Origin of the sequence: Nocardia sp. NPDC050378 (genome assembly GCF_040655675.1) — a bacterium.
In the GTDB taxonomy this organism is placed as follows: domain Bacteria; phylum Actinomycetota; class Actinomycetes; order Mycobacteriales; family Mycobacteriaceae; genus Nocardia; species Nocardia coubleae.
Map to the genome: position 1 here is coordinate 220,792 of NZ_JBFAKI010000005.1, position 17,147 is coordinate 237,938.

The following is a 17,147-nucleotide window of genomic DNA, read 5'->3' on the forward strand; positions in this document are numbered from 1 at the left end:
GACCGGGCGACACGACCGACACCCAGCCCCGGCGGTGGACCGGCGCGTACCGGCTCTGCGCTGACTCGTCAGATCTGGTGTGACCAGGCGATGAAGAACAGCGTGCCCGCCGCCGTGAGCAGCGTGGCGAGCGGGACCGGCCACCACGACCGGTGACCGCCGAGCACGGTGTTGGTCAACCTGACCTGCAACCGCCCCAGTGCCGCGACAACCGCGAGAAACAGTGGCGCGAGGAGCACCGCGAGCAGGGCGTGCACTGCCCAGGCACCGACCAGAGTCGGCCCGCCCCAGGCATTCCGGTACCCGTCACCGACCAGCAGCGGGTAGGCCAGACCTCGAACGAGCACCAGCACACTCAGCAGCACCAGGAACCACCCGACGACACCCATCCCCGCCGACAGCACCGAATGCGCCAGGCACCGGGGCAGCGACACACCGTGAGCACCCACCGGTTCCCGCAGCAGCCGCCGCGCCACCCGCACCCGGGTACGGACCCGGGTGAAAGCCAGCGGCACCGCGACCAGCTCAAAACTCGCCGAGCGCGCCGCCGCGGCGATCACCGCAGAGCCCCCGAGGCGGCGAGGTCGTCGAACAACAACTGGTCGACCGGCGGAACCAGATCCCGGTCGCCGAAACCGAACCAGGCCAATGCCTCGATCTCGCTGCTCGCCGTCAGCACGCCCCGATACTCGGCGGTGTAACAGGCCATCCGCACCACGGTGTTCTCGTCGTGGGAAACCTGTGCCTCATAGGTGCCCACATGGGCGGCGGTCTCGGCCGACAACTCCACGGTCAGTTCCTCGGCCACCTCACGCACCAGCGTCTCGAGATCCGTTTCCGCGCCCTCGCGTTTGCCGCCGGGAATGTAGAAGACATCCTTGCCGCGCGGGCGGGCACACAGGATGCGCCCGTTGTCGATCAGGACCCAGGCCACGGTGTCGATCAGCTGCCGAATCGGAGACTCCACGGCCCGCAGCCTAACCCCACCCGGGCCCGCCGGGCGCGGCCGCGCGGCTCAATGCCCAGGCAGCACGCAGGCGGTGTCCAACCCGAGGACCCGGTTGAGGCGGCCGAAAGCCAGCCACGAACCGATGCTCATGCTCAATTCGACCACCTCGGGCTGGGTGTAGTGGGCGAACATGCGGGCCCAGAAGTCGTCGTCGAGACCGTGATGATCGGTGGCATAGCGCTCGGCGTATTCGGCCGCCAAACGGGTTCGCTCGTCGAACGAATCGGTGTCACGCCAGTCGGTGACCGCGTCGGCGAACTCCGGTTCGACCTTCACCCCGTCGCGTTCGGTGCGCCAGTCCTGACAGAACAGGCACCCGTTGATCTGGGCGATGCGCAACCGGGCCGCCTCGAACTCCCGCAGCCCGAGCGTGGAGTGCTCGTACACCGACAGCGAGAACGCCGCGGCCGCGACACCGATACCAGGCACCATCTCGCCCCACACATACCCGATGGGATCCTTGCCCTGCGGCACGTCGATGATCATGGGGTCTTCCTTCCGAGTTTGCCGACCGCGGCGCGCAACGGAACCTCGAGCGCGTCGTAGAGACCTGGTTCGGCGGCAACCAGCCAGTCGATCGCGTTGACCAATCTGCCCACCGCCGTGGCATTTCCGCCCGCCGCCCGGTTGCCGCCCTCGTCGGTGGCGGTCACGTTCACCTCGATGCGCGGGCTGCCCTCGATGATCACCCGGTGCGCGCCTTCCCCGTCGGGTGGCGAGGGCCAGTCCGGCGCGCAGTCCGGGTGGATACGGGTGACATGTTCGACGACGATGCGCGCGTCGCCCTCGACGATGCCCTGCACCTCGAATCGCACCGCCCCCTGCGTGCCCGCCGCGAACTCACCCATCCGCACCGTCCGCACAGTGGCATCGAGTGCACGCCGCTCGACGGTCTCGCGGATATCGTCCAGTTCCACTTCCAGTGCCCTGGCCAGCAACCGGATCTGCCCGCCCCACACCATCGTCGGAACCGAGGGCAACAGCATCGGTGGCTGGTAGTCCATCGGCTGCCCCATCCCCACCAGGTAACGCACCGAGTCGGGTTGGTCGTAGGTGGAGTAGTCGAAGATCTCCTGGCAGCGCACCACATCCACAGTGCCGGCGAGCCCGCTGATCAGCACCGGCAGTACGTCGTTGCCCCAGCCGGGGTCGACGCCGGACACGAACAGCGAACCACCGCCGTCCTCGATCGCCGCCAGCACCGGGTCACGGAGCTCGGCCGGTGCGTTACGGGGGTCGTAGAGGGCGTAGAGCGCGGGCGTCACGACCACGGCACCGGCCCGGATCGCGCGCACGATGTCGGCGAGGGCGTCGTCGGGCCGGATATCGCCGGACGCCGCGTACACCACCGCACCGGGCCGAGCCGCGAGCACGGCGTCGATGTCATCGGTCGCGCGTACGCCGAGTTCGGTGTCGAGACCTGCGAGTTCGCCGGCATCGCGGCCGACCTTGGCGGGGTCGTGGACGAGCACCGCGGACAGTTCCAGCGCCGGATGAGCGGTGACGCAACGGATGGCCGCGCGACCGACATTGCCGGTGCCCCAGACGATCGTGGGGATCATCGCCTCACCGTAGCAAGCGCTTGGTTCACCCGAGGCGGATCGCGAAACCGGATTCGATCGACCGCCCTGATGTGACGGCGTGCCGATTACTCGACGCGCACCGTGAGGTCGCTGCCGATCGCGGTCGCGAGCCGCTCCACCGCCGCACCCAACGCCCGCTTCGGCAACCGCGCACCGTCGAACGGCGTGACCACCACCTGCTCGCCCTGCTGCTCCCAGGTACCCGCGATCCGGCCGCCCATCAGCACCAGCGGTGAGATCCAACCGGCCGTCCTGCTGACCTTCGCGCGATGCTCGGCCGCCAGGAGCGCGGTGTCGCCGGTGCCGGGGCCGAGAACGTATTGGTCGAACGGCCCGAGCAGGTGGATCGCGTCATCCGGGGTCGCGGCCGTGAGTTCGTCGACGAATTCGGTGGGCAGCCATCCTTTACGGCCGTCCACCTCGATCTCGGTCAGTTCGTCGCCCAGTGCCGCGAACCACCCACGCACCACCGTCTTGCGCAAGCTGTTGCGGCTGAGCCAAGCATCGAAGGATTCCGGCGTCGCCGGACCGTAAGCGCCCAGGTACGCCCGGATCAACCCGGGCGCCGCCACGTCGGGCTCGGGCAGGCCGGACCAGCCCGCCACCAGATTCCCCGGCGAAGTGAAGGTGACCTTCGTGCCACGCATCGGTCCGTGACACAACGCCCCCTGCCACGCCAACGGCTTGAGCACCGCACCCCACCCCGACCGCAACTGCTCACCCAGATGCGCGAACCCCGGCTCGGCAAGCACCGCCTCCACCAACTCCTCGCGCGTGAGCACCCGCTCCGCCAGCACCCCCGACACCACCGCCACCAACGCCGCCACCTGCTCCGGAGTGGCCCCAAACGTCTTGACCCACGACGCCTTCTCCCACGTCCGAGCCGACCCCATCAACGCCAACACCGCCGCGGCCTGCCCCGGAACCATCGCATGCAACGTCCCACGCATCGCCCACGTCTTCACCAGCCCACCCACCGAAAGCGCTTCCCCCACCGCGTTCGCCGCCCCACCCCGCACCGCAACAGCGGTCTCCGCCGCCGACCCCACCTGCGCCTGCACCCCCGCCAGCCGCCCCACGATCTCCTCGACAGCCCCACCACCCCGAGGCGCCACGAACTGCCGCCCCAACCGCCACGCGAAAACCTGATCCCAGCCGACGCTCACCATGCGTACCAACCTCTTTCACCGACGACCCCGGACCCCCATCCCAGCAGACAGGTCCGACAAACCCGGCGGTTCCGTCGCGCTGTGGCGCATAGACTCGACGCCGATGGCAACAGACGAGTACTTCTGGCCCGACGACAAAGAATGGGCGCGCCGGGCGCGCACCGCATGGCCGGACACAGTGGAATCGCTGCCTGTCGACAGCCTCGTGACCGGAAGAGTAATCGGGCGACAGCCTTTCGGCGTCTTCATCGAGCTCGATCAGGGGCAGGACGCGGTCGGTCTCCTGCGAGTGACGAGCGTGCCGCTGGACGCACAGCTACCTCTGCGAGGCGAGTCCGTCCACGGCCGGGTGCTGTGGCACGAATCTTCGAACTGCCAAGTCATCGTGGTGCTCTGGCGCGCAGCGAACCGGAACGCGGCACCCTCCCGCCAGATACCGCGTCGAGCTGCTCCACCGGAACGGCATCGTCACAGAATCGTCCCCGTACCCGGCGCCGTGCATCGCGTGCGGCGCGACGACAGAGTTCGCCCTGACCCAGACGCTGGTAGGCGGACACGTCCGGTGGGACCTGGACGGATGCTGTGCGGCGTGCGGATCCGGAAAGCTCACCGAGTCTGACGTTCGCCGAGGATTTGCGGACAGCTCGTGGATGCCTCGTTCTTGTCGTACATCGATGCGAACATATGTTCGTGTCCGATCCCGCCGCCCCACGACGCCCACGCATCCAGTCCCGCGACGAGGCGTCGATCCTGCACGCCGACCTCGACTCGTTCTACGCCTCGGTCGAGCAGCGGGACCAGCCATGGCTGCGGGGGAAGCCGGTGCTCGTCGGCGGTGGAGTGGTGCTGGCCGCCAGTTATGAGGCCAAGGCGTTCGGGGTGCGGACCCCGATGAACGCGGGGCAGGCGTTGCGGGTGTGTCCGCATGCGGTGGTGGTGCCGCCGCGGATGACGGCCTATGCCGAGGCGAGCAAGGCGGTGTTCGCGATCTTCCACGACACCACTCCGATCGTGGAGGGGATCTCCATCGACGAGGCGTTCCTCGACGTCGGTGGGTTACGGCGGATCAGCGGAGAACCGGTCGACATCGCCAGAAGGTTGCGTGAACGCATCCGCACCGAGGTCGGGTTGCCCATCTCCGTCGGCATCGCTCGCACCAAGTTCCTGGCCAAAGTCGCTTCCGCGGTCGCCAAACCCGACGGTTTACGCCTGGTCGAACCCGGCGCCGAACTGGACTTCCTGCACCCGCTGCCGGTCGAACGATTATGGGGCGTCGGCAAAGTCACCGCCGCCACCCTGCACGCCAACAACATCACCCGCGTCGGTCAACTCGCCGAACTCGGCGAAGCCCACCTGCGCGCCATCCTCGGCCCCGCCGCCGCCCGCCACCTGTTCGCACTGTCGTGGGCCCGCGACCCACGTCGAGTGGAAACCGGCAAACGCCGCCGTTCGATCGGCGCGCAACGCGCCCTCGGCCGCCGACACCGTGAGCCCGACGAAATCGCCGCCTACCTCGACGGACTCACCGACCGCCTCGGCCGCCGCCTGCGCGCCGCCGACCGGGTGTGCCGAACAGTGGTGCTGCGTTTACGTTTCGACGACTTCACCCGCGCCACCCGCTCCCACACCCTTGTCGAGGCCACCGACGCCACCACCGCCATCCGCCAGGCCGCCCGCCGCCTACTCGACACCGCCACACCGCTGATCACCGAACGTGGCCTCACCCTCATCGGCCTGTCGCTGACCAACCTCGACGACGCCGACACCATGCAACTGACCCTGCCGCTGGAACCACGCGCCGACAACACACTCGACGCCACCCTCGACGACCTGCGCCGCCGCTTCGGCTCCGCCGCCGTCACCCGCGCGGCACTGCTCGATCGCGGCGAGGGTCTGTCGGTCCCCCTGTTGCCGGACTGACCCCCGCCCTTTCACCATGCCCGCGTATACGGCATCCTTGCTGCCGGGGGCGTCGGGGTCCTCCGTCCATCCACCACAATGAGGACTACCGCAATGCATTACGCGATCATCGGGTTCCTGACCCTTGCCCTGTGGGTGTACTGCCTCGTCGACATCGTCACCAGCCCCGACGACGGCATCCGACACCTCCCGAAGATGGGCTGGCTCATCGTCGTCGTCCTGCTGCCGACGATCGGCGCACTGCTGTGGTTGTTCGCCGGACGCCCGATCGGTCCGTCGCGCCCGGCGTCCAACACCCGCTTCAGCGAGTACGACCGGCCCGGCCGCCACATCGCCACCAACCCCGACGATGACGAGGCCTTCCTGCGTGGCCTGCGCGAGCGCGCCGAACAGCAGCGCCGCGAGGCCCGCAGGCAACAGCAGCAGGACAACGACGAGGTCTGATCACAGGTTGCGTTTGGGCCGTTTGTCCATCAGCCGCAGGATCAACGGCGTGAAGATCAGCTGCATCGCCAGCTCCATCTTCCCGCCCGGAACCACGATGCAGTTGGGCCGCGACATGAACGAGTCGTGCAACATCGACAGCAGGTAGGGGAAGTCGATCACCTTCGGATCGGCGAACCGGATCACCACGAAACTCTCGTCGGCCGTCGGGATGCTGCGGGCGATGAACGGATTGGACGTGTCGACCGTCGGCACCCGCTGAAAATTCACGTAGGTCCGGGAGAACTGCGGGCAGATGTATTTCACGTAGTCGGGCATGCGGCGCAGGATCGTATCGATCACCGCCTCACTGGAATACCCGCGATGGGTCTTGTCGCGATACACCTTCTGGATCCACTCGAGGTTGATGATCGGCACCACCCCCACCAGCAGATCCGTGTGCTGGGCGATGTTCACCGAATCGGTCACCGCCGCACCGTGCAGGCCCTCGTAGAACAGCAGATCGCTCCCCGGCGCGAGGTCCTCCCACGGGGTGAACGTGCCCGCCGGCTGCCCGTAGGGTTTGGCCTCCTCGTCGTCGTGCAGGTACTTGCGCACCTGCCCGACACCGGTTTCGCCGTATTCCCGGAACAGCGCCTCGAGCTCGGGCAGTAGATTCGCGTCCTCTCCGAAATGGGAGAACGTGGTGTTGGCCTGCGCTTCGGCCTCGGCCATCGCCATTTTCATCTCCGCCCGGTCGTAGCGATGGAACGAATCGCCCTCCACCACCACTGCGCTGATCCCCTCCCGGCGGAAGATCTCCTCGAAAGTGCGTGTCACACTGGTCGTTCCGGCACCGGAGGACCCGGTGATCGCGACGACAGGGTGTTTGACCGACATAGGGCGGCTCCTAGGTGCGCTGGTCGTGCTTGGCCGGCCGGAACAGCGAACGCGTCCCGAACAGCGAACTGTCGAAGCTGGGGCCCTCGTCGGGTTCGGTGTGATACCGCTCGATACGCAACACCTCGTTGCGGGATCCGAAGATGAACGGCACCCGCTGATGCACCTGCGTCGGCGGCACCAGCATCACCCGTTCGTGCCCGGTGGTGGCGGCCCCGCCCGCCTGCTCGACGATGAACGCGATCGGATTGGCGCCGTACAGCAGCGAAACCCGCCCCGGCCGTGCCGGATTGCGGGTATCACGCGGGTACAGATACATGCCACCCCTGGTCAGGATGTGAAAGGTGTCGGCCACCAGCGACGCCACCCAGCGCATGTTGAAGTCACGACCCCTCGGCCCCTCCACCCCCTCCAGACACTCCTGCACATACCGGCGCACCGGCCGCTCCCAGAACCGTTCGTTGGCGGCGTTGATCGCGAAACCCGAAGTGTCCTGCGGGATCCGCATGCGCGGGTGGGTGAGCACGAACGCGCCGATCTCCCGGTCGAGGGTGAACCCGTCGACGCCGCTGCCGGTGGTGAGCACCAGCATCGTGGCAGGCCCGTACAGGGTGAACCCCGCGCACACCTGCCGTACACCCGGCTGCAGGAAGTCGGCGTCGCACGGCTCGGCGGTGCCCTCGAGCACCTCCTGCGGTGCGCGCAGAATGCTGAAGATCGAACCCACCGGCAGATTCACGTCGATATTGCTCGACCCGTCCAGGGCGTCGAACGCCAGCAGATACTTGCCGCGCCGCTGGGCGGCCGGCACCGCCAGCGCGGTGGCACGCTGCTCGGACAGCAACCCCGACAGGTGGCCGGTCCACTGGGTCTGGGCCACCATGATCTCGTCGGTCAACGCGTCGAGACGCTCGCTCGCCGACAGCGGCCCGTCCTCGCGTCCCGGAATCGCCCCGCGCGTCACCTGATTGGCGATGATCTTGGTGGCGGTGGCGACCACATTCACCAGCGCGGAGAATTCGCCCGACGACCCGGGATGACGATGTTCCTCCTCGATCGTGTAGCGGGTCAGCGTTTTCAAACTGGTCGGCATGGCGAGGCACCCACCTCCTCGAAAACGCTGCTGCCCAACACGTCCTCGGCGCACAACGTGACCAGATCCTCGCGCGACAACGGCCGCCCCGCTTCCACCAGTCGCTTGGCCTGCCGCAATCGGCACCGATCGATCGCATTGCGCACACTGCGCGCGTTGGAGAACCGGGGCCGCGTCATCCGCACCGTCAGATACCGGGAGAACGCCTCGCGCGCCGCGGCGTCGAAAACGAAATTCTCCGCCGCCACCATCAGCTCCGCGATGGCGAGCAATTCCTCCTGGGTGTAATCGACGAACTCCAGATGATGCGCCACCCGCGACGACAACCCCGGATTGGCCGAGAAGAACTTGTCCATCCGATCCGGGTAGCCGGCGAAGATCACCACCAGATTCGCCCGCTCGTTCTCCATCTCCTGCAGCAGGATCTCGATCACCTCCTGCCCGTAATCGCGTTCGTTCTCCGGACGGAACAGGTAATAGGCCTCATCGATGAACAACACCCCACCGGCGGCCTTGGCGATCGCCTCCTTGGTCTTCGGGGCGGTGTGGCCGATGAACTGACCGACGAGATCGTCGCGGGTCACCGTGTGCACCTTCGGTTTACGGATATAGCCAAGCGCGTGCAGCATCTGCGCCATCCGCAACGCCACCGTCGTCTTGCCGGTGCCCGGCGGGCCGGTGAAACTCATGTGCATCGTCGGGCGCGACGATTCGAGGCCGAACCGGCGGCGCGCACGATCGATCATCAACAGCGCCGCGATCTCACGCACCCGCAGCTTCACATTCGCCAGCCCGATCAGTTCGGCATCCAGCGCGGTCAGGGTCTCGGCCACATCATGACCGGCCAGATCCTGCGAAAGGTCCAGCAGTGCATCGGCATCCAGCAGTTCCTCGGTCTGCGCCACGTCCTCGGCCGGACGCGACGGCCGGACGTCGGTGACGCCCGGCCGCGGCAACCGGAAACCGTTGGCGGTTCCCTCAGCCCCCATACCGCTGTCCCTGCGGACGTTCGGTGGCATAGGACCGCACGCTGTAGACCTGGCGGCGGTCGGCGCCCTCGGCACGAGCCAGTTCGAAACCGGGCTCCTCCGCCGGACGCTGCACCAGGAAACTCAACGCCGTCGTCTGCTTGGTGTAGGTGGCGTCATAGGCGTTGACCCGCACATAGTGGCGCGGAAACGTCGACCGGCAGGCGTTGATCTCGGCGAGCACGCCGTCGGGTTCGTCCAGATCGAACAGCGGCAGACCCCACATCTCCCAGTAGGTGTTGCGCGGATGCGGATCGTCGGTGTATTCGATCGACACCGGCCAGTTGTTGAGCAGCGCGTACCGCACCTGGGCGGCGATCTCGGTGTCGGTGAATTCGGGCAGATACGAGAACGTCCCGTGTCGCAAATACATGACCGGTCTCCCTACAGGCTCGGCGTCGGCACCGCGTCGGGTGCGTCGGTGGACGTGTAATCGAAGGTGACATCACCCCAGGTCGACAGCGCGACCTCGAGCGGGCGGCACGTCGAGGCCGCCGTCCGCAACACATCGGGACCTTCTTTGAGCAGGTCACGGCCCTCGTTGCGGGCCTTGACCACCGCCTCGAGCGCCACCCGGTTGGCTTCGGCGCCCGCCGCGATACCGAGCGGATGACCGATCGTTCCACCACCGAACTGCAGGATCACATCGTCACCGAACAGGTCGAGCAGCTGATGCATCTGGCCCGCGTGGATACCGCCGGAGGCCACCGGCATCACACCGGGCAGGCTCGCCCACTCCTGATCGAAGAAGATGCCGTTGCTCAGCTCCGCCGGAATGTGGTTCTCGCGCAGGGTGTCGTAGAAACCGCGGGTCGTCGCTGGATCGCCTTCCAATTTGCCGACCACGGTTCCCGCGTGCAGATGATCCACCCCGATCAGCCGACACCATTTGGCCAGCACCCGGAAACTCACCCCGTGCGTCTTCTGCCGGGTGAACGTCGAATGCCCGGCCCGGTGCAGATGCAGCAGCACGCCGTTGCGCCGCGCCCACTTCGACATCGACTGCATCGCCGTATAACCCACGGTCAGGTCCATCATGATCACGACCGACCCGATTTCCTTGGCGAACTCGGCCCGCTCGTACATGTCCTCCATGGTCGCGGCGGTGACATTGAGGTAATGGCCTTTGATCTCGCCGGTTTCGACCATCGCCCGGTTCACCCCCTCCATCGCGAACAGGTACCGGTCGCGCCAGCGCATGAAAGGCTGCGAATTGATGTTCTCGTCGTCCTTGGTGAAATCGAGGCCACCCTTACACGCCTCGTAGATCACGCGCCCGTAATTGCGGGCCGACAAACCCAGCTTCGGCTTCACTGTGGCGCCGAGCAGTGGTCTGCCGTATTTGTTGAGGTATTCGCGTTCCATCACCGTGCCGTGCGGTGGACCTTGGAAGGTTTTCACATACGCCACCGGAATGCGCATGTCCTCGAGGCGCAATGCCAGCAATGGTTTGAATCCGAACACGTTGCCGATCACCGAGGAGGTGAGGTTGGTGATCGACCCTTCTTCGAAAAGGTCCAGATCGTAGGCGATATAGGCGAAATACTCGCCTTCGCGCCCCGGCACCGGGTCGACCCGGTAGCACTTGGCCTGATACTTCGAATGCGCGGTGAGCCGGTCGGTCCACACGACAGTCCAAGTGGCAGTGGAGGATTCACCCGCGACTGCGGCTGCTGCCTCGATCGGGTCGACACCGGGCTGCGGGGTCACCCGGAACACGGCGAGCACGTCGGTGTCGGCGGGCACGTAGTCGGGTGAGTAATAGCCCATCGAGGCGTAGGACTGTACACCCGGATCCCAACGATCCCGTTCGGTTTCTTCCGCCATGGTTCCTCCTGTGGAATCCGCTGTCCCGTAGCGAATTCCAGGATGGGGGGCACCGGCCGGGGAAACAATCAGAATGTTTCCGACAACGCTCAACCGAAACGTTGAGTTTGCTACCGTCGGGTATGGGCAGGGTCAGTTCGGGTCGGATGGAAACTTTCCTCGCTGTCGCCCGCCTGGGATCCATCCGCCGTGCCGCGGCACAACTCCACGTCACCGAAGCCGCCGTCTCGGCCGCCGTCACGCATGTCGAAAAGCAGCTCGGCGCCAAACTGATCGTTCGTTCAGGAAGGGGTATCGCGCTCAGCGAAGCGGGCCGGGTGTACGCCGAATACTGCCGGGGGATCCTCGGTTTGATGAAGGAGGCGCACGCCGCGGTCCGGCAGGCCGACGCCGGGCGATTACGCATCGGCGTCGTCGCCACCGCAGGCGAATCCGTGGTGCTGCGCCCGCTCGCCTCGTTTCGCCGCCGCTACCCCGATGTGGAACTGAGCCTGTCGATCCAGCCGCGCGACGTGCTGTTCCTCGAATTGCAGCACCACGAGACCGATCTCGTCATCGCCGGCCGCCCACCCCACGACGCGGGCCTGGTCATCCAGGCGCGCCGCCCCAGCACCCTGGTCGTCGTCGGCACCGACAACCCCGACCCCCGTCACACCACCTGGCTGCTGCGCGGCACCGGTTCGGGCACCCGCGAAGCCACCCTCGCCCTGCTCGACCGCCTCCAGATCGACCCGCCCACCCTCACCCTCGGCTCCCACGGCGCCGTCATCGCCGCCGCCCGCGAAGGCCTCGGCATCACACTGATCCACTCCGACGCCGTCAGCGAACACCTCCGCTCCGGCGCCCTCCACACCATCGACGTGCCCGGCACCCCCCTCGACCGCCCCTGGCACGCCGTCACCACCCCCACCCCCACCCTCACCACCCGCCTGTTCCTGGCTCACCTCATCGACCCCGCCGAAGCAGGTCCCGCCGACGCCTTCCACGCCGCCATCGGCCCCTGATCTGTGCCCGAACCGGACCACGGCGGAATAGTCGCCGGCGCGGCCGCGGGCGGCACCACGGCGCCTGTCGGCCGGTCGTAGAGTCACGGCGCCGGGACTGCTCGCGGGTGTAGAAGACACACGCCACCACAGTGAGCAGTCCCGCTCGGGCCGTCCGGCATCGGGCAATGCGTAGCGAGATATGGACTGCCGCAGGGCCCGTCGGTACGGTCGTCCCCAGGGGTGGGTTCGAACGAAGGGGTGGGACATGACAACACAAGTGAAGCTCGCGGGCGATGTGCTCGAACTACCGGGCGGGGTACGGGTGACGTTCGTCCGGACACTTCGGCTGCCCGAAACCGGCACCTACCCGCTGCCGCCGGGTCTCGGCCTGTTTCCACTGCGCCGGGTCGCCGACTACCCCGACACGGTGCCCGAGCAATGGCGCGAACGCGGCGGCGTGATGCTGCCGGTCTACCAGCGTGAGGCGATGTGGTTGCGGTTCAGCGCGCCCACCCCGGCGGCCTTGCAGGTCGCCATCGGCAAAGTATGCGCGGTGTCGGGTAAACCGTGGAGCGATCTGCTCACCGACGACCCGCAGAACTATGTCGCGTTGCCACGGCAACCGTGGCTCGACGGCATCAACTCCGGCGCGGGCACCGTCCGCCAATTCGTCGCGGTCCCGATGGGGCTCGGCGCGACCGTCGAAGGTCAGGTCACCGGCACCGAACAGTGGGGCGGGGTGCAACTGGCGGTGCACGAGCTCACCGACGCCGCGCGCGAGGACTGGGAACGACAGCAAGCGGAGATGCGGCGGCGCGCACAGGCAGCTCGCGATGGTGCCGCCCAACCGCCTTGGCAGACAGCGGGTTACGGCGGAAGCGGCGAAGCGTATTACGGCGCACCCGCTGCTGTCGGCTCACCCCCTGGCGTACCCGCGCCGACCGGTCCTGCCGTGCCCCCGTCCGCCCCTTACAGCGGGCCTGCTCCGTCCGCGGCCCCGCCACCGCTGGGCGCACCCACCGGTCCGCGTCCACGCGGCGCCGCGCCCAGCGGCCGCCCGGCCGGTCCCGCGCGACCGGCGGGCCGCGCCATGGGGATGGGCGCAGGCGGCGCCATGCGTCAGCAGATCTACGCCGACAGCCGCCCGATCACCGACTATCACCGCGAGCCCGGCGCCCGCGTCTTCATCCATCTGGCCTCCGCCGCCGAATGGCAGCAGATCACCGGTGAACCGGCCCCGCCCACCCCCGTCACCACCCAGTCCTACGCCGAGCACGGTCTGCCCTGGTTCGACTACTACGCCGCCGACGCCGACGATCTCCCATCGTCCGCGGAACTCGCCCAGGTGGAACCCACCGGCAAGTGGCTCGCCGACGAATACCCGAACCCACCGATCGCCCACGACCTGCCGGTCATCCCGCTGGGAGACAAACCTGTCCAGGACGGCAACTGGTAGCCCTGATCGTGCGGCCGTTCCTGTCGGCAGCTCCGATCAGCTGTTTTGTTGCGCGGCATCGATGGCCTTTCGGTGCCGACCACCGGAGCCCTCGTGCGATGACGCAACCAGCGCACGGTACATCCAGTGATGGGCTCGCCCCACGGTGACGCGTTCCCCGACTAGCTGTTCGGTCAGAGTCCAGTAACGAAGGATGCGGTCGTCGGTGTCGGTGGCGCCGTCGAGCAACTGCGCCCGGAAACTCGGTGAATCGTGTTCTCCTCGCGCACGGGCATGCGCGTCGACGAACTCGTCGAGTTCGGTGCCACCGCGAGGCGGTACCCCCTCGGCGACGAGGGGAACGACATCGGCCATCACGTCACCGACACGGGCGTACAACCGGCGCGGATCACCGACCAGCTCCGCGCGTCCTCGCCAGTATTGCTGCCGCACCACACTGTTGAACGCGGTGTCGGTGACGAGGCCGGTCAGCTCGGCATAGGCGACCACGTCCTCGACAGTGGGGTCGGCAGGTGGTTCAGGGATGTTCCAATACAGCCATCCCTCGATGTCACCGGGCGGTATGGGAGCGAGCGCGCGACGCCAGAACCGGACTAGACATTCATGGGCGGTCCGCCCGTCCTCGGCCGCCGCCAGCACAGCCAGCCGCTCGGCCCGCTGGTGCGGGGAAGCGGTCTCGACCGCCCGCAACGACGCCCGCCGCCAGGCCATGGCACGCAATTCGACATCCAGACGCGCGCTTTCGGCCGCCACCACCTCCGCGACCGACCGCTCACCCCGCAACACTTCGGCGATCGACCCCAATCCCACTCCGAGCGCGCGCAGTCGCCGTACCAGCAGCACCCGTTCGGTTGCTGTCGCGGCATCGAACAGTCGATGCCCGCCCACGCTGCGGTATGCCTCGAGAATCCCCTCGTCGCAATAGAACCGGATCGTGCGCACCGCGAGCCCGGTGCTGCGCGCCAGCGCCCCGATACTCATCAGCGCCTGTGTGTCGTCGCTCACAACCAGTTGAACCTCCACCCCGGTGGAGCTCCTACCGTACTGCAGGGACGTGATCATTTCGAACGAAAGGCAATTCGTGGCAACCACCCAGCAGGAGATCATCGCGGGCATCGCCGACATCATCGAGGAGGTGACCGGAATCGAAGCAGCGGAGGTGACTCCGGAGAAATCCTTCATCGAAGACCTCGAGATCGACTCCCTGTCCCTCGTGGAGATCGCCGTCCAGCTCGAGGACAAGTACGCCGTCAAGATCCCCGACGAAGACCTCTCCAGCCTGCGCACAGTCGGCGACGCCGTCACCTATGTCCAGAGAATGGAAGCCGAACAACCGCTCCTCGCCGCCGAGATGGCAGCGAAACTGCGCACTGACGGATGATCGGGACTCAGCGGACGAACTCGACCTCGGGGAAACCCGGGTCGGGCGCGTCGAGGATCGGGGTCGGCCGATTGCGGAGAAACCGGTCGAACATCGCGCTGACGTAGGTGGCGACCACAGTGTGAGCGCGCTGCGGGTCGATGGCGCCGAGCAGGGATGACAGGGCGGGCGTGTTCGCCACGTGGGCGGGAAGACCTTTCAGATCGGAAAAGGTCCAGTGCCCGGCGCCGGTCAACAGAAGTTCGCGGGTCCAGCCGGTGCGGCCTGCCGACATCAGATCTACGGAGTTGCGCCGGACTCCGGAATCGCTCCAGTCGCCGAACAGGAACAGCAGCGGACGGTCTGGCGCAACGGTGAGGTCGGGGTCGAGATCGGCAGGTTCGGCATAGCCGTCGAGGTCGACACCGGCACGGATCCGTTCGTCGGCGTACAACGTCATCGTGCCGCCGAGCGAGTGCCCGTACATCCCGACTCTGTCCAAATCCATCGCCGCCGCCACACCGTCCGGCAACTGCTCACCTCGGTCACGCTGCATCGCGGTCAGCTCGTCGAGGACGAATTCGATGTCACCGGCACGAGCTTCGGACGAAATCCTCATCACGTCGGCCGCGGGGCTGGTCGCGTTGCGGGGATCGTAGAGTTCGACATGCCCGTCGGGGAAAAACGTACCGGGGAAGGCACCATGGGTGTCGCCGACCGACACCACCACATAACCTTGGTCGGCCAATTCCTCGGCCAGCATTGAACTCGCTCCGGCCGGCAAGCTCATCGCGGGCGAATACAGCAGCACCGGCAGCGATGCCGTAGCAGCATCCGTCGGCGCACCCAGGCGGGCACGCGCGGGCGCCAACCCTGGCAGGATCCGGTCTGCTGGTGGGTAGGAATCGGCCCGCGCGGCCGGATAGTGCACGGTCACTACCAGCTCCCGTCTAGCAGACGGTTCCCAGGGGTCGTGGCGCTCGGCATCGACCAGGTGCAGCGTGGTCACGCCGATGCCGTGGATGGGAGACGGAACCGGTTCGGCCACAGTCCTTCCGGCTCCTGCAACGACGGCAACCACCGAGACGGCGAAACCCACTACACACACTCGATTGCCCACAAGCAGACGCTACGGGACGCCACTGCGGTTCCCGAGACGCCGAACATCGGGGCACACCCGGGGTCCTGGGGGGAAATGGGTTGTTCCGGCGTTCCGGCCACCAGTGATGGTGGGGCGACGTACGATCCGGTTGTGGCCGAATCAGATCGTTCCACCCCGCTGCGTGTGCTGGTCTACAGCAATGACGCCGATACCCGTCAACAGGTGATTCTCGCGCTGGGGCCACGCCCCCGGCCGGATCTACCCGAGCTCGACTACCTCGAGGTCGCGACCGCGCCGGTCGTCATCGAGCAGATGGATGCGGGTGGGATCGATCTCGCGATTCTCGACGGGGAGTCCGTGCCGGCGGGTGGCCTCGGGATCGCCAAGCAGCTCAAGGACGAGATCGAGCAGTGCCCCCCGGTTGTCGTGCTCACCGGGCGGCCCGACGATGCCTGGCTGGCCAACTGGTCGCGGGCCGAGGCCTCGGTGTCGCATCCGATCGACCCCATGCAGCTCACCCGTGCGGTCGCGGGCGTGCTCCACGCGCGCTGAGCGCAGTGTCCCGTTCCGTCGGATAGTCGACGTCACCCCCGTTCCCACAGAACCACTGGTAACCCCAGTGGTTCTGTGCTGTGTGCACCGCGCGGATTACCCCCGTTTCGCTCATGAATCACGGTACTGAATTCGATCAAACAGTCCCCTGGAAACGCGCGGCGCACCCCTGAAACCGCGATAGTCTGTGCTCTAGCTCACACGAGCGCGGGTTCTGTATAACGCTCCGCCATCGCTGCACAGCGGGCGAGGCCCCGGTTCGGCGGACAACGTTGTCGGCCCCGTCTCGCCGAAAGCTGCCGTCCGCGGCCGCGCCACACGGCACGGCCTGCTCCAGCGAGGAGGGGAAGTGCAGTCGTGAACATCGAAGTGCCCGCACTCGTACTCGGCGCCATCGCCGCGGCGTTCGCGGTGTTCTCCGTCATCATGGCGGCGCTGGTCGGCCCGAGGCGTTACAACCGGGCCAAGCTCGAACCTTACGAATGCGGCATCGAACCCACACCACACGCCGTCGCCGGTGGTCCGGGAGACGTTGGGGGACAACGCTTCCCGGTGAAGTACTACCTCACCGCGATGCTGTTCATCATCTTCGACATCGAGATCGTGTTCCTCTACCCGTGGGCCGTCCATTTCGACGCCCTCGGGTTGTTCGGGTTCGCCGCGATGGCGCTGTTCATCGTCAATGTGTCGGTCGCCTACGCCTACGAATGGCGCCGCGGCGGCCTCAGCTGGGAATGAG

Annotated in this window: 19 protein-coding genes; 7 read left to right on the forward strand and 12 right to left on the reverse strand. The window is 67.1% G+C overall.

Annotation, left to right across the window (positions count from 1 at the left end; translation table 11 throughout):
• Nucleotides 1–68 precede the first annotated feature (68 nt).
• The 5 genes from AB0I35_RS13690 to AB0I35_RS13710 form a co-directional block, all read right to left on the reverse strand.
• Nucleotides 69–560, reverse strand: a complete 492-nt coding sequence (locus AB0I35_RS13690) for a hypothetical protein (protein WP_357396179.1) — start codon at nucleotides 558–560, stop codon at nucleotides 69–71.
• Nucleotides 557–967: an NUDIX domain-containing protein gene (locus tag AB0I35_RS13695; protein WP_357396181.1), complete on the reverse strand. Its 411-nt coding sequence runs from the start codon at nucleotides 965–967 to the stop codon at nucleotides 557–559. The genes AB0I35_RS13690 and AB0I35_RS13695 overlap by 4 nt, the downstream gene beginning before the upstream one ends.
• Before the next feature lie 48 nt (nucleotides 968–1,015).
• Entirely contained in the window at nucleotides 1,016–1,495 is a 480-nt protein-coding gene (locus AB0I35_RS13700) for a carboxymuconolactone decarboxylase family protein (RefSeq protein ID WP_357396182.1), read from the reverse strand.
• A complete protein-coding gene (locus tag AB0I35_RS13705) occupies nucleotides 1,492–2,571 on the reverse strand; it encodes a dihydrodipicolinate reductase (RefSeq protein WP_357396184.1) in 1,080 nt (359 codons plus the stop codon). Before AB0I35_RS13705 ends, AB0I35_RS13700 begins: the two co-directional genes overlap by 4 nt.
• 86 nt (nucleotides 2,572–2,657) lie before the next feature.
• Nucleotides 2,658–3,761 carry a winged helix DNA-binding domain-containing protein gene (locus tag AB0I35_RS13710; protein WP_357396185.1) on the reverse strand — a complete coding sequence of 368 codons (1,104 nt, stop codon included), beginning with the start codon at nucleotides 3,759–3,761 and terminating at the stop codon, nucleotides 2,658–2,660.
• 684 nt (nucleotides 3,762–4,445) lie between these two features.
• On the opposite strand from AB0I35_RS13710, the gene dinB reads away from it, so the two are divergent.
• A complete protein-coding gene (gene dinB, locus AB0I35_RS13715) occupies nucleotides 4,446–5,681 on the forward strand; it encodes a DNA polymerase IV (protein WP_357396187.1) in 1,236 nt (411 codons plus the stop codon).
• 93 nt (nucleotides 5,682–5,774) lie between these two features.
• Nucleotides 5,775–6,125, forward strand: coding sequence for a PLD nuclease N-terminal domain-containing protein (locus AB0I35_RS13720; RefSeq protein ID WP_067489970.1), 351 nt, complete (start codon nucleotides 5,775–5,777; stop codon nucleotides 6,123–6,125).
• Here AB0I35_RS13720 and AB0I35_RS13725 read toward each other — a convergent pair whose 3' ends face one another.
• Genes AB0I35_RS13725 through AB0I35_RS13745 form a run of 5 tightly spaced genes read right to left on the reverse strand, consistent with a single transcriptional unit; the run spans nucleotide 6,126 to nucleotide 10,952 of the window.
• On the reverse strand, nucleotides 6,126–7,004 hold the full coding sequence (locus AB0I35_RS13725; RefSeq protein WP_357396188.1) for a phosphoribulokinase: 879 nt from the start codon (nucleotides 7,002–7,004) through the stop codon (nucleotides 6,126–6,128).
• A 10-nt stretch (nucleotides 7,005–7,014) separates the two neighbouring features.
• On the reverse strand, nucleotides 7,015–8,097 hold the full coding sequence (locus AB0I35_RS13730; RefSeq protein ID WP_357396190.1) for a class 1 fructose-bisphosphatase: 1,083 nt from the start codon (nucleotides 8,095–8,097) through the stop codon (nucleotides 7,015–7,017).
• Nucleotides 8,082–9,086, reverse strand: coding sequence for an AAA family ATPase (locus AB0I35_RS13735; RefSeq protein ID WP_067638443.1), 1,005 nt, complete (start codon nucleotides 9,084–9,086; stop codon nucleotides 8,082–8,084). The genes AB0I35_RS13730 and AB0I35_RS13735 overlap by 16 nt, the downstream gene beginning before the upstream one ends.
• Complete coding sequence (locus AB0I35_RS13740; RefSeq protein WP_357396192.1) at nucleotides 9,076–9,498, reverse strand: ribulose bisphosphate carboxylase small subunit; 423 nt, start codon at nucleotides 9,496–9,498, stop codon at nucleotides 9,076–9,078. Before AB0I35_RS13740 ends, AB0I35_RS13735 begins: the two co-directional genes overlap by 11 nt.
• A gap of 11 nt (nucleotides 9,499–9,509) precedes the next feature.
• The gene (locus AB0I35_RS13745) at nucleotides 9,510–10,952 is read right to left on the reverse strand and encodes a form I ribulose bisphosphate carboxylase large subunit (RefSeq protein ID WP_357396193.1); all 1,443 of its coding nucleotides are present in this window, start codon (nucleotides 10,950–10,952) and stop codon (nucleotides 9,510–9,512) included.
• A 146-nt stretch (nucleotides 10,953–11,098) separates the two neighbouring features.
• On the opposite strand from AB0I35_RS13745, the gene AB0I35_RS13750 reads away from it, so the two are divergent.
• Nucleotides 11,099–11,956: a LysR family transcriptional regulator gene (locus AB0I35_RS13750; protein WP_357396195.1), complete on the forward strand. Its 858-nt coding sequence runs from the start codon at nucleotides 11,099–11,101 to the stop codon at nucleotides 11,954–11,956.
• Between the two features lie 247 nt (nucleotides 11,957–12,203).
• A complete protein-coding gene (locus AB0I35_RS13755; RefSeq protein WP_357396196.1) occupies nucleotides 12,204–13,394 on the forward strand; it encodes a hypothetical protein in 1,191 nt (396 codons plus the stop codon).
• Between the two features lie 36 nt (nucleotides 13,395–13,430).
• On the opposite strand, the gene AB0I35_RS13760 is transcribed toward AB0I35_RS13755, so the two are convergent.
• Nucleotides 13,431–14,399 carry a MerR family transcriptional regulator gene (locus tag AB0I35_RS13760; protein WP_357396197.1) on the reverse strand — a complete coding sequence of 323 codons (969 nt, stop codon included), beginning with the start codon at nucleotides 14,397–14,399 and terminating at the stop codon, nucleotides 13,431–13,433.
• A gap of 76 nt (nucleotides 14,400–14,475) precedes the next feature.
• Here AB0I35_RS13760 and acpM point away from each other — a divergent pair, with 76 nt between their 5' ends.
• Nucleotides 14,476–14,775, forward strand: coding sequence for a meromycolate extension acyl carrier protein AcpM (gene acpM / locus AB0I35_RS13765; RefSeq protein ID WP_357396199.1), 300 nt, complete (start codon nucleotides 14,476–14,478; stop codon nucleotides 14,773–14,775).
• A 7-nt stretch (nucleotides 14,776–14,782) separates the two neighbouring features.
• Here acpM and AB0I35_RS13770 read toward each other — a convergent pair whose 3' ends face one another.
• Nucleotides 14,783–15,802: a hypothetical protein gene (locus tag AB0I35_RS13770; RefSeq protein WP_357396200.1), complete on the reverse strand. Its 1,020-nt coding sequence runs from the start codon at nucleotides 15,800–15,802 to the stop codon at nucleotides 14,783–14,785.
• A gap of 204 nt (nucleotides 15,803–16,006) precedes the next feature.
• Between AB0I35_RS13770 and AB0I35_RS13775 the strand changes: the two genes are divergently transcribed.
• Both AB0I35_RS13775 and AB0I35_RS13780 read left to right on the forward strand, forming a co-directional pair.
• Nucleotides 16,007–16,408: a hypothetical protein gene (locus tag AB0I35_RS13775; RefSeq protein WP_357396201.1), complete on the forward strand. Its 402-nt coding sequence runs from the start codon at nucleotides 16,007–16,009 to the stop codon at nucleotides 16,406–16,408.
• Nucleotides 16,409–16,765: 357 nt separating this feature from the next.
• A complete protein-coding gene (locus tag AB0I35_RS13780) occupies nucleotides 16,766–17,146 on the forward strand; it encodes an NADH-quinone oxidoreductase subunit A (RefSeq protein ID WP_067638450.1) in 381 nt (126 codons plus the stop codon).
• The last annotated feature ends 1 nt before the right edge of the window (nucleotide 17,147 follow it).

Bases quoted from the DNA above. Each gene is read 5' to 3' on its own strand.
- AB0I35_RS13740 (WP_357396192.1), bottom strand. From the start codon at position 9,498: ATGTATTTGCGACACGGGACGTTCTCGTATCTGCCCGAATTCACCGAC.
- AB0I35_RS13755 (WP_357396196.1), top strand. From the start codon at position 12,204: ATGACAACACAAGTGAAGCTCGCGGGCGATGTGCTCGAACTACCGGGC.
- AB0I35_RS13730 (WP_357396190.1), bottom strand. From the start codon at position 8,097: ATGCCGACCAGTTTGAAAACGCTGACCCGCTACACGATCGAGGAGGAA.
- AB0I35_RS13750 (WP_357396195.1), top strand. From the start codon at position 11,099: ATGGAAACTTTCCTCGCTGTCGCCCGCCTGGGATCCATCCGCCGTGCC.
- AB0I35_RS13700 (WP_357396182.1), bottom strand. From the start codon at position 1,495: ATGATCATCGACGTGCCGCAGGGCAAGGATCCCATCGGGTATGTGTGG.
- AB0I35_RS13705 (WP_357396184.1), bottom strand. From the start codon at position 2,571: ATGATCCCCACGATCGTCTGGGGCACCGGCAATGTCGGTCGCGCGGCC.
- AB0I35_RS13710 (WP_357396185.1), bottom strand. From the start codon at position 3,761: ATGGTGAGCGTCGGCTGGGATCAGGTTTTCGCGTGGCGGTTGGGGCGG.
- AB0I35_RS13745 (WP_357396193.1), bottom strand. From the start codon at position 10,952: ATGGCGGAAGAAACCGAACGGGATCGTTGGGATCCGGGTGTACAGTCC.
- AB0I35_RS13720 (WP_067489970.1), top strand. From the start codon at position 5,775: ATGCATTACGCGATCATCGGGTTCCTGACCCTTGCCCTGTGGGTGTAC.
- dinB (WP_357396187.1), top strand. From the start codon at position 4,446: ATGTTCGTGTCCGATCCCGCCGCCCCACGACGCCCACGCATCCAGTCC.
- AB0I35_RS13725 (WP_357396188.1), bottom strand. From the start codon at position 7,004: ATGTCGGTCAAACACCCTGTCGTCGCGATCACCGGGTCCTCCGGTGCC.
- AB0I35_RS13735 (WP_067638443.1), bottom strand. From the start codon at position 9,086: ATGGGGGCTGAGGGAACCGCCAACGGTTTCCGGTTGCCGCGGCCGGGC.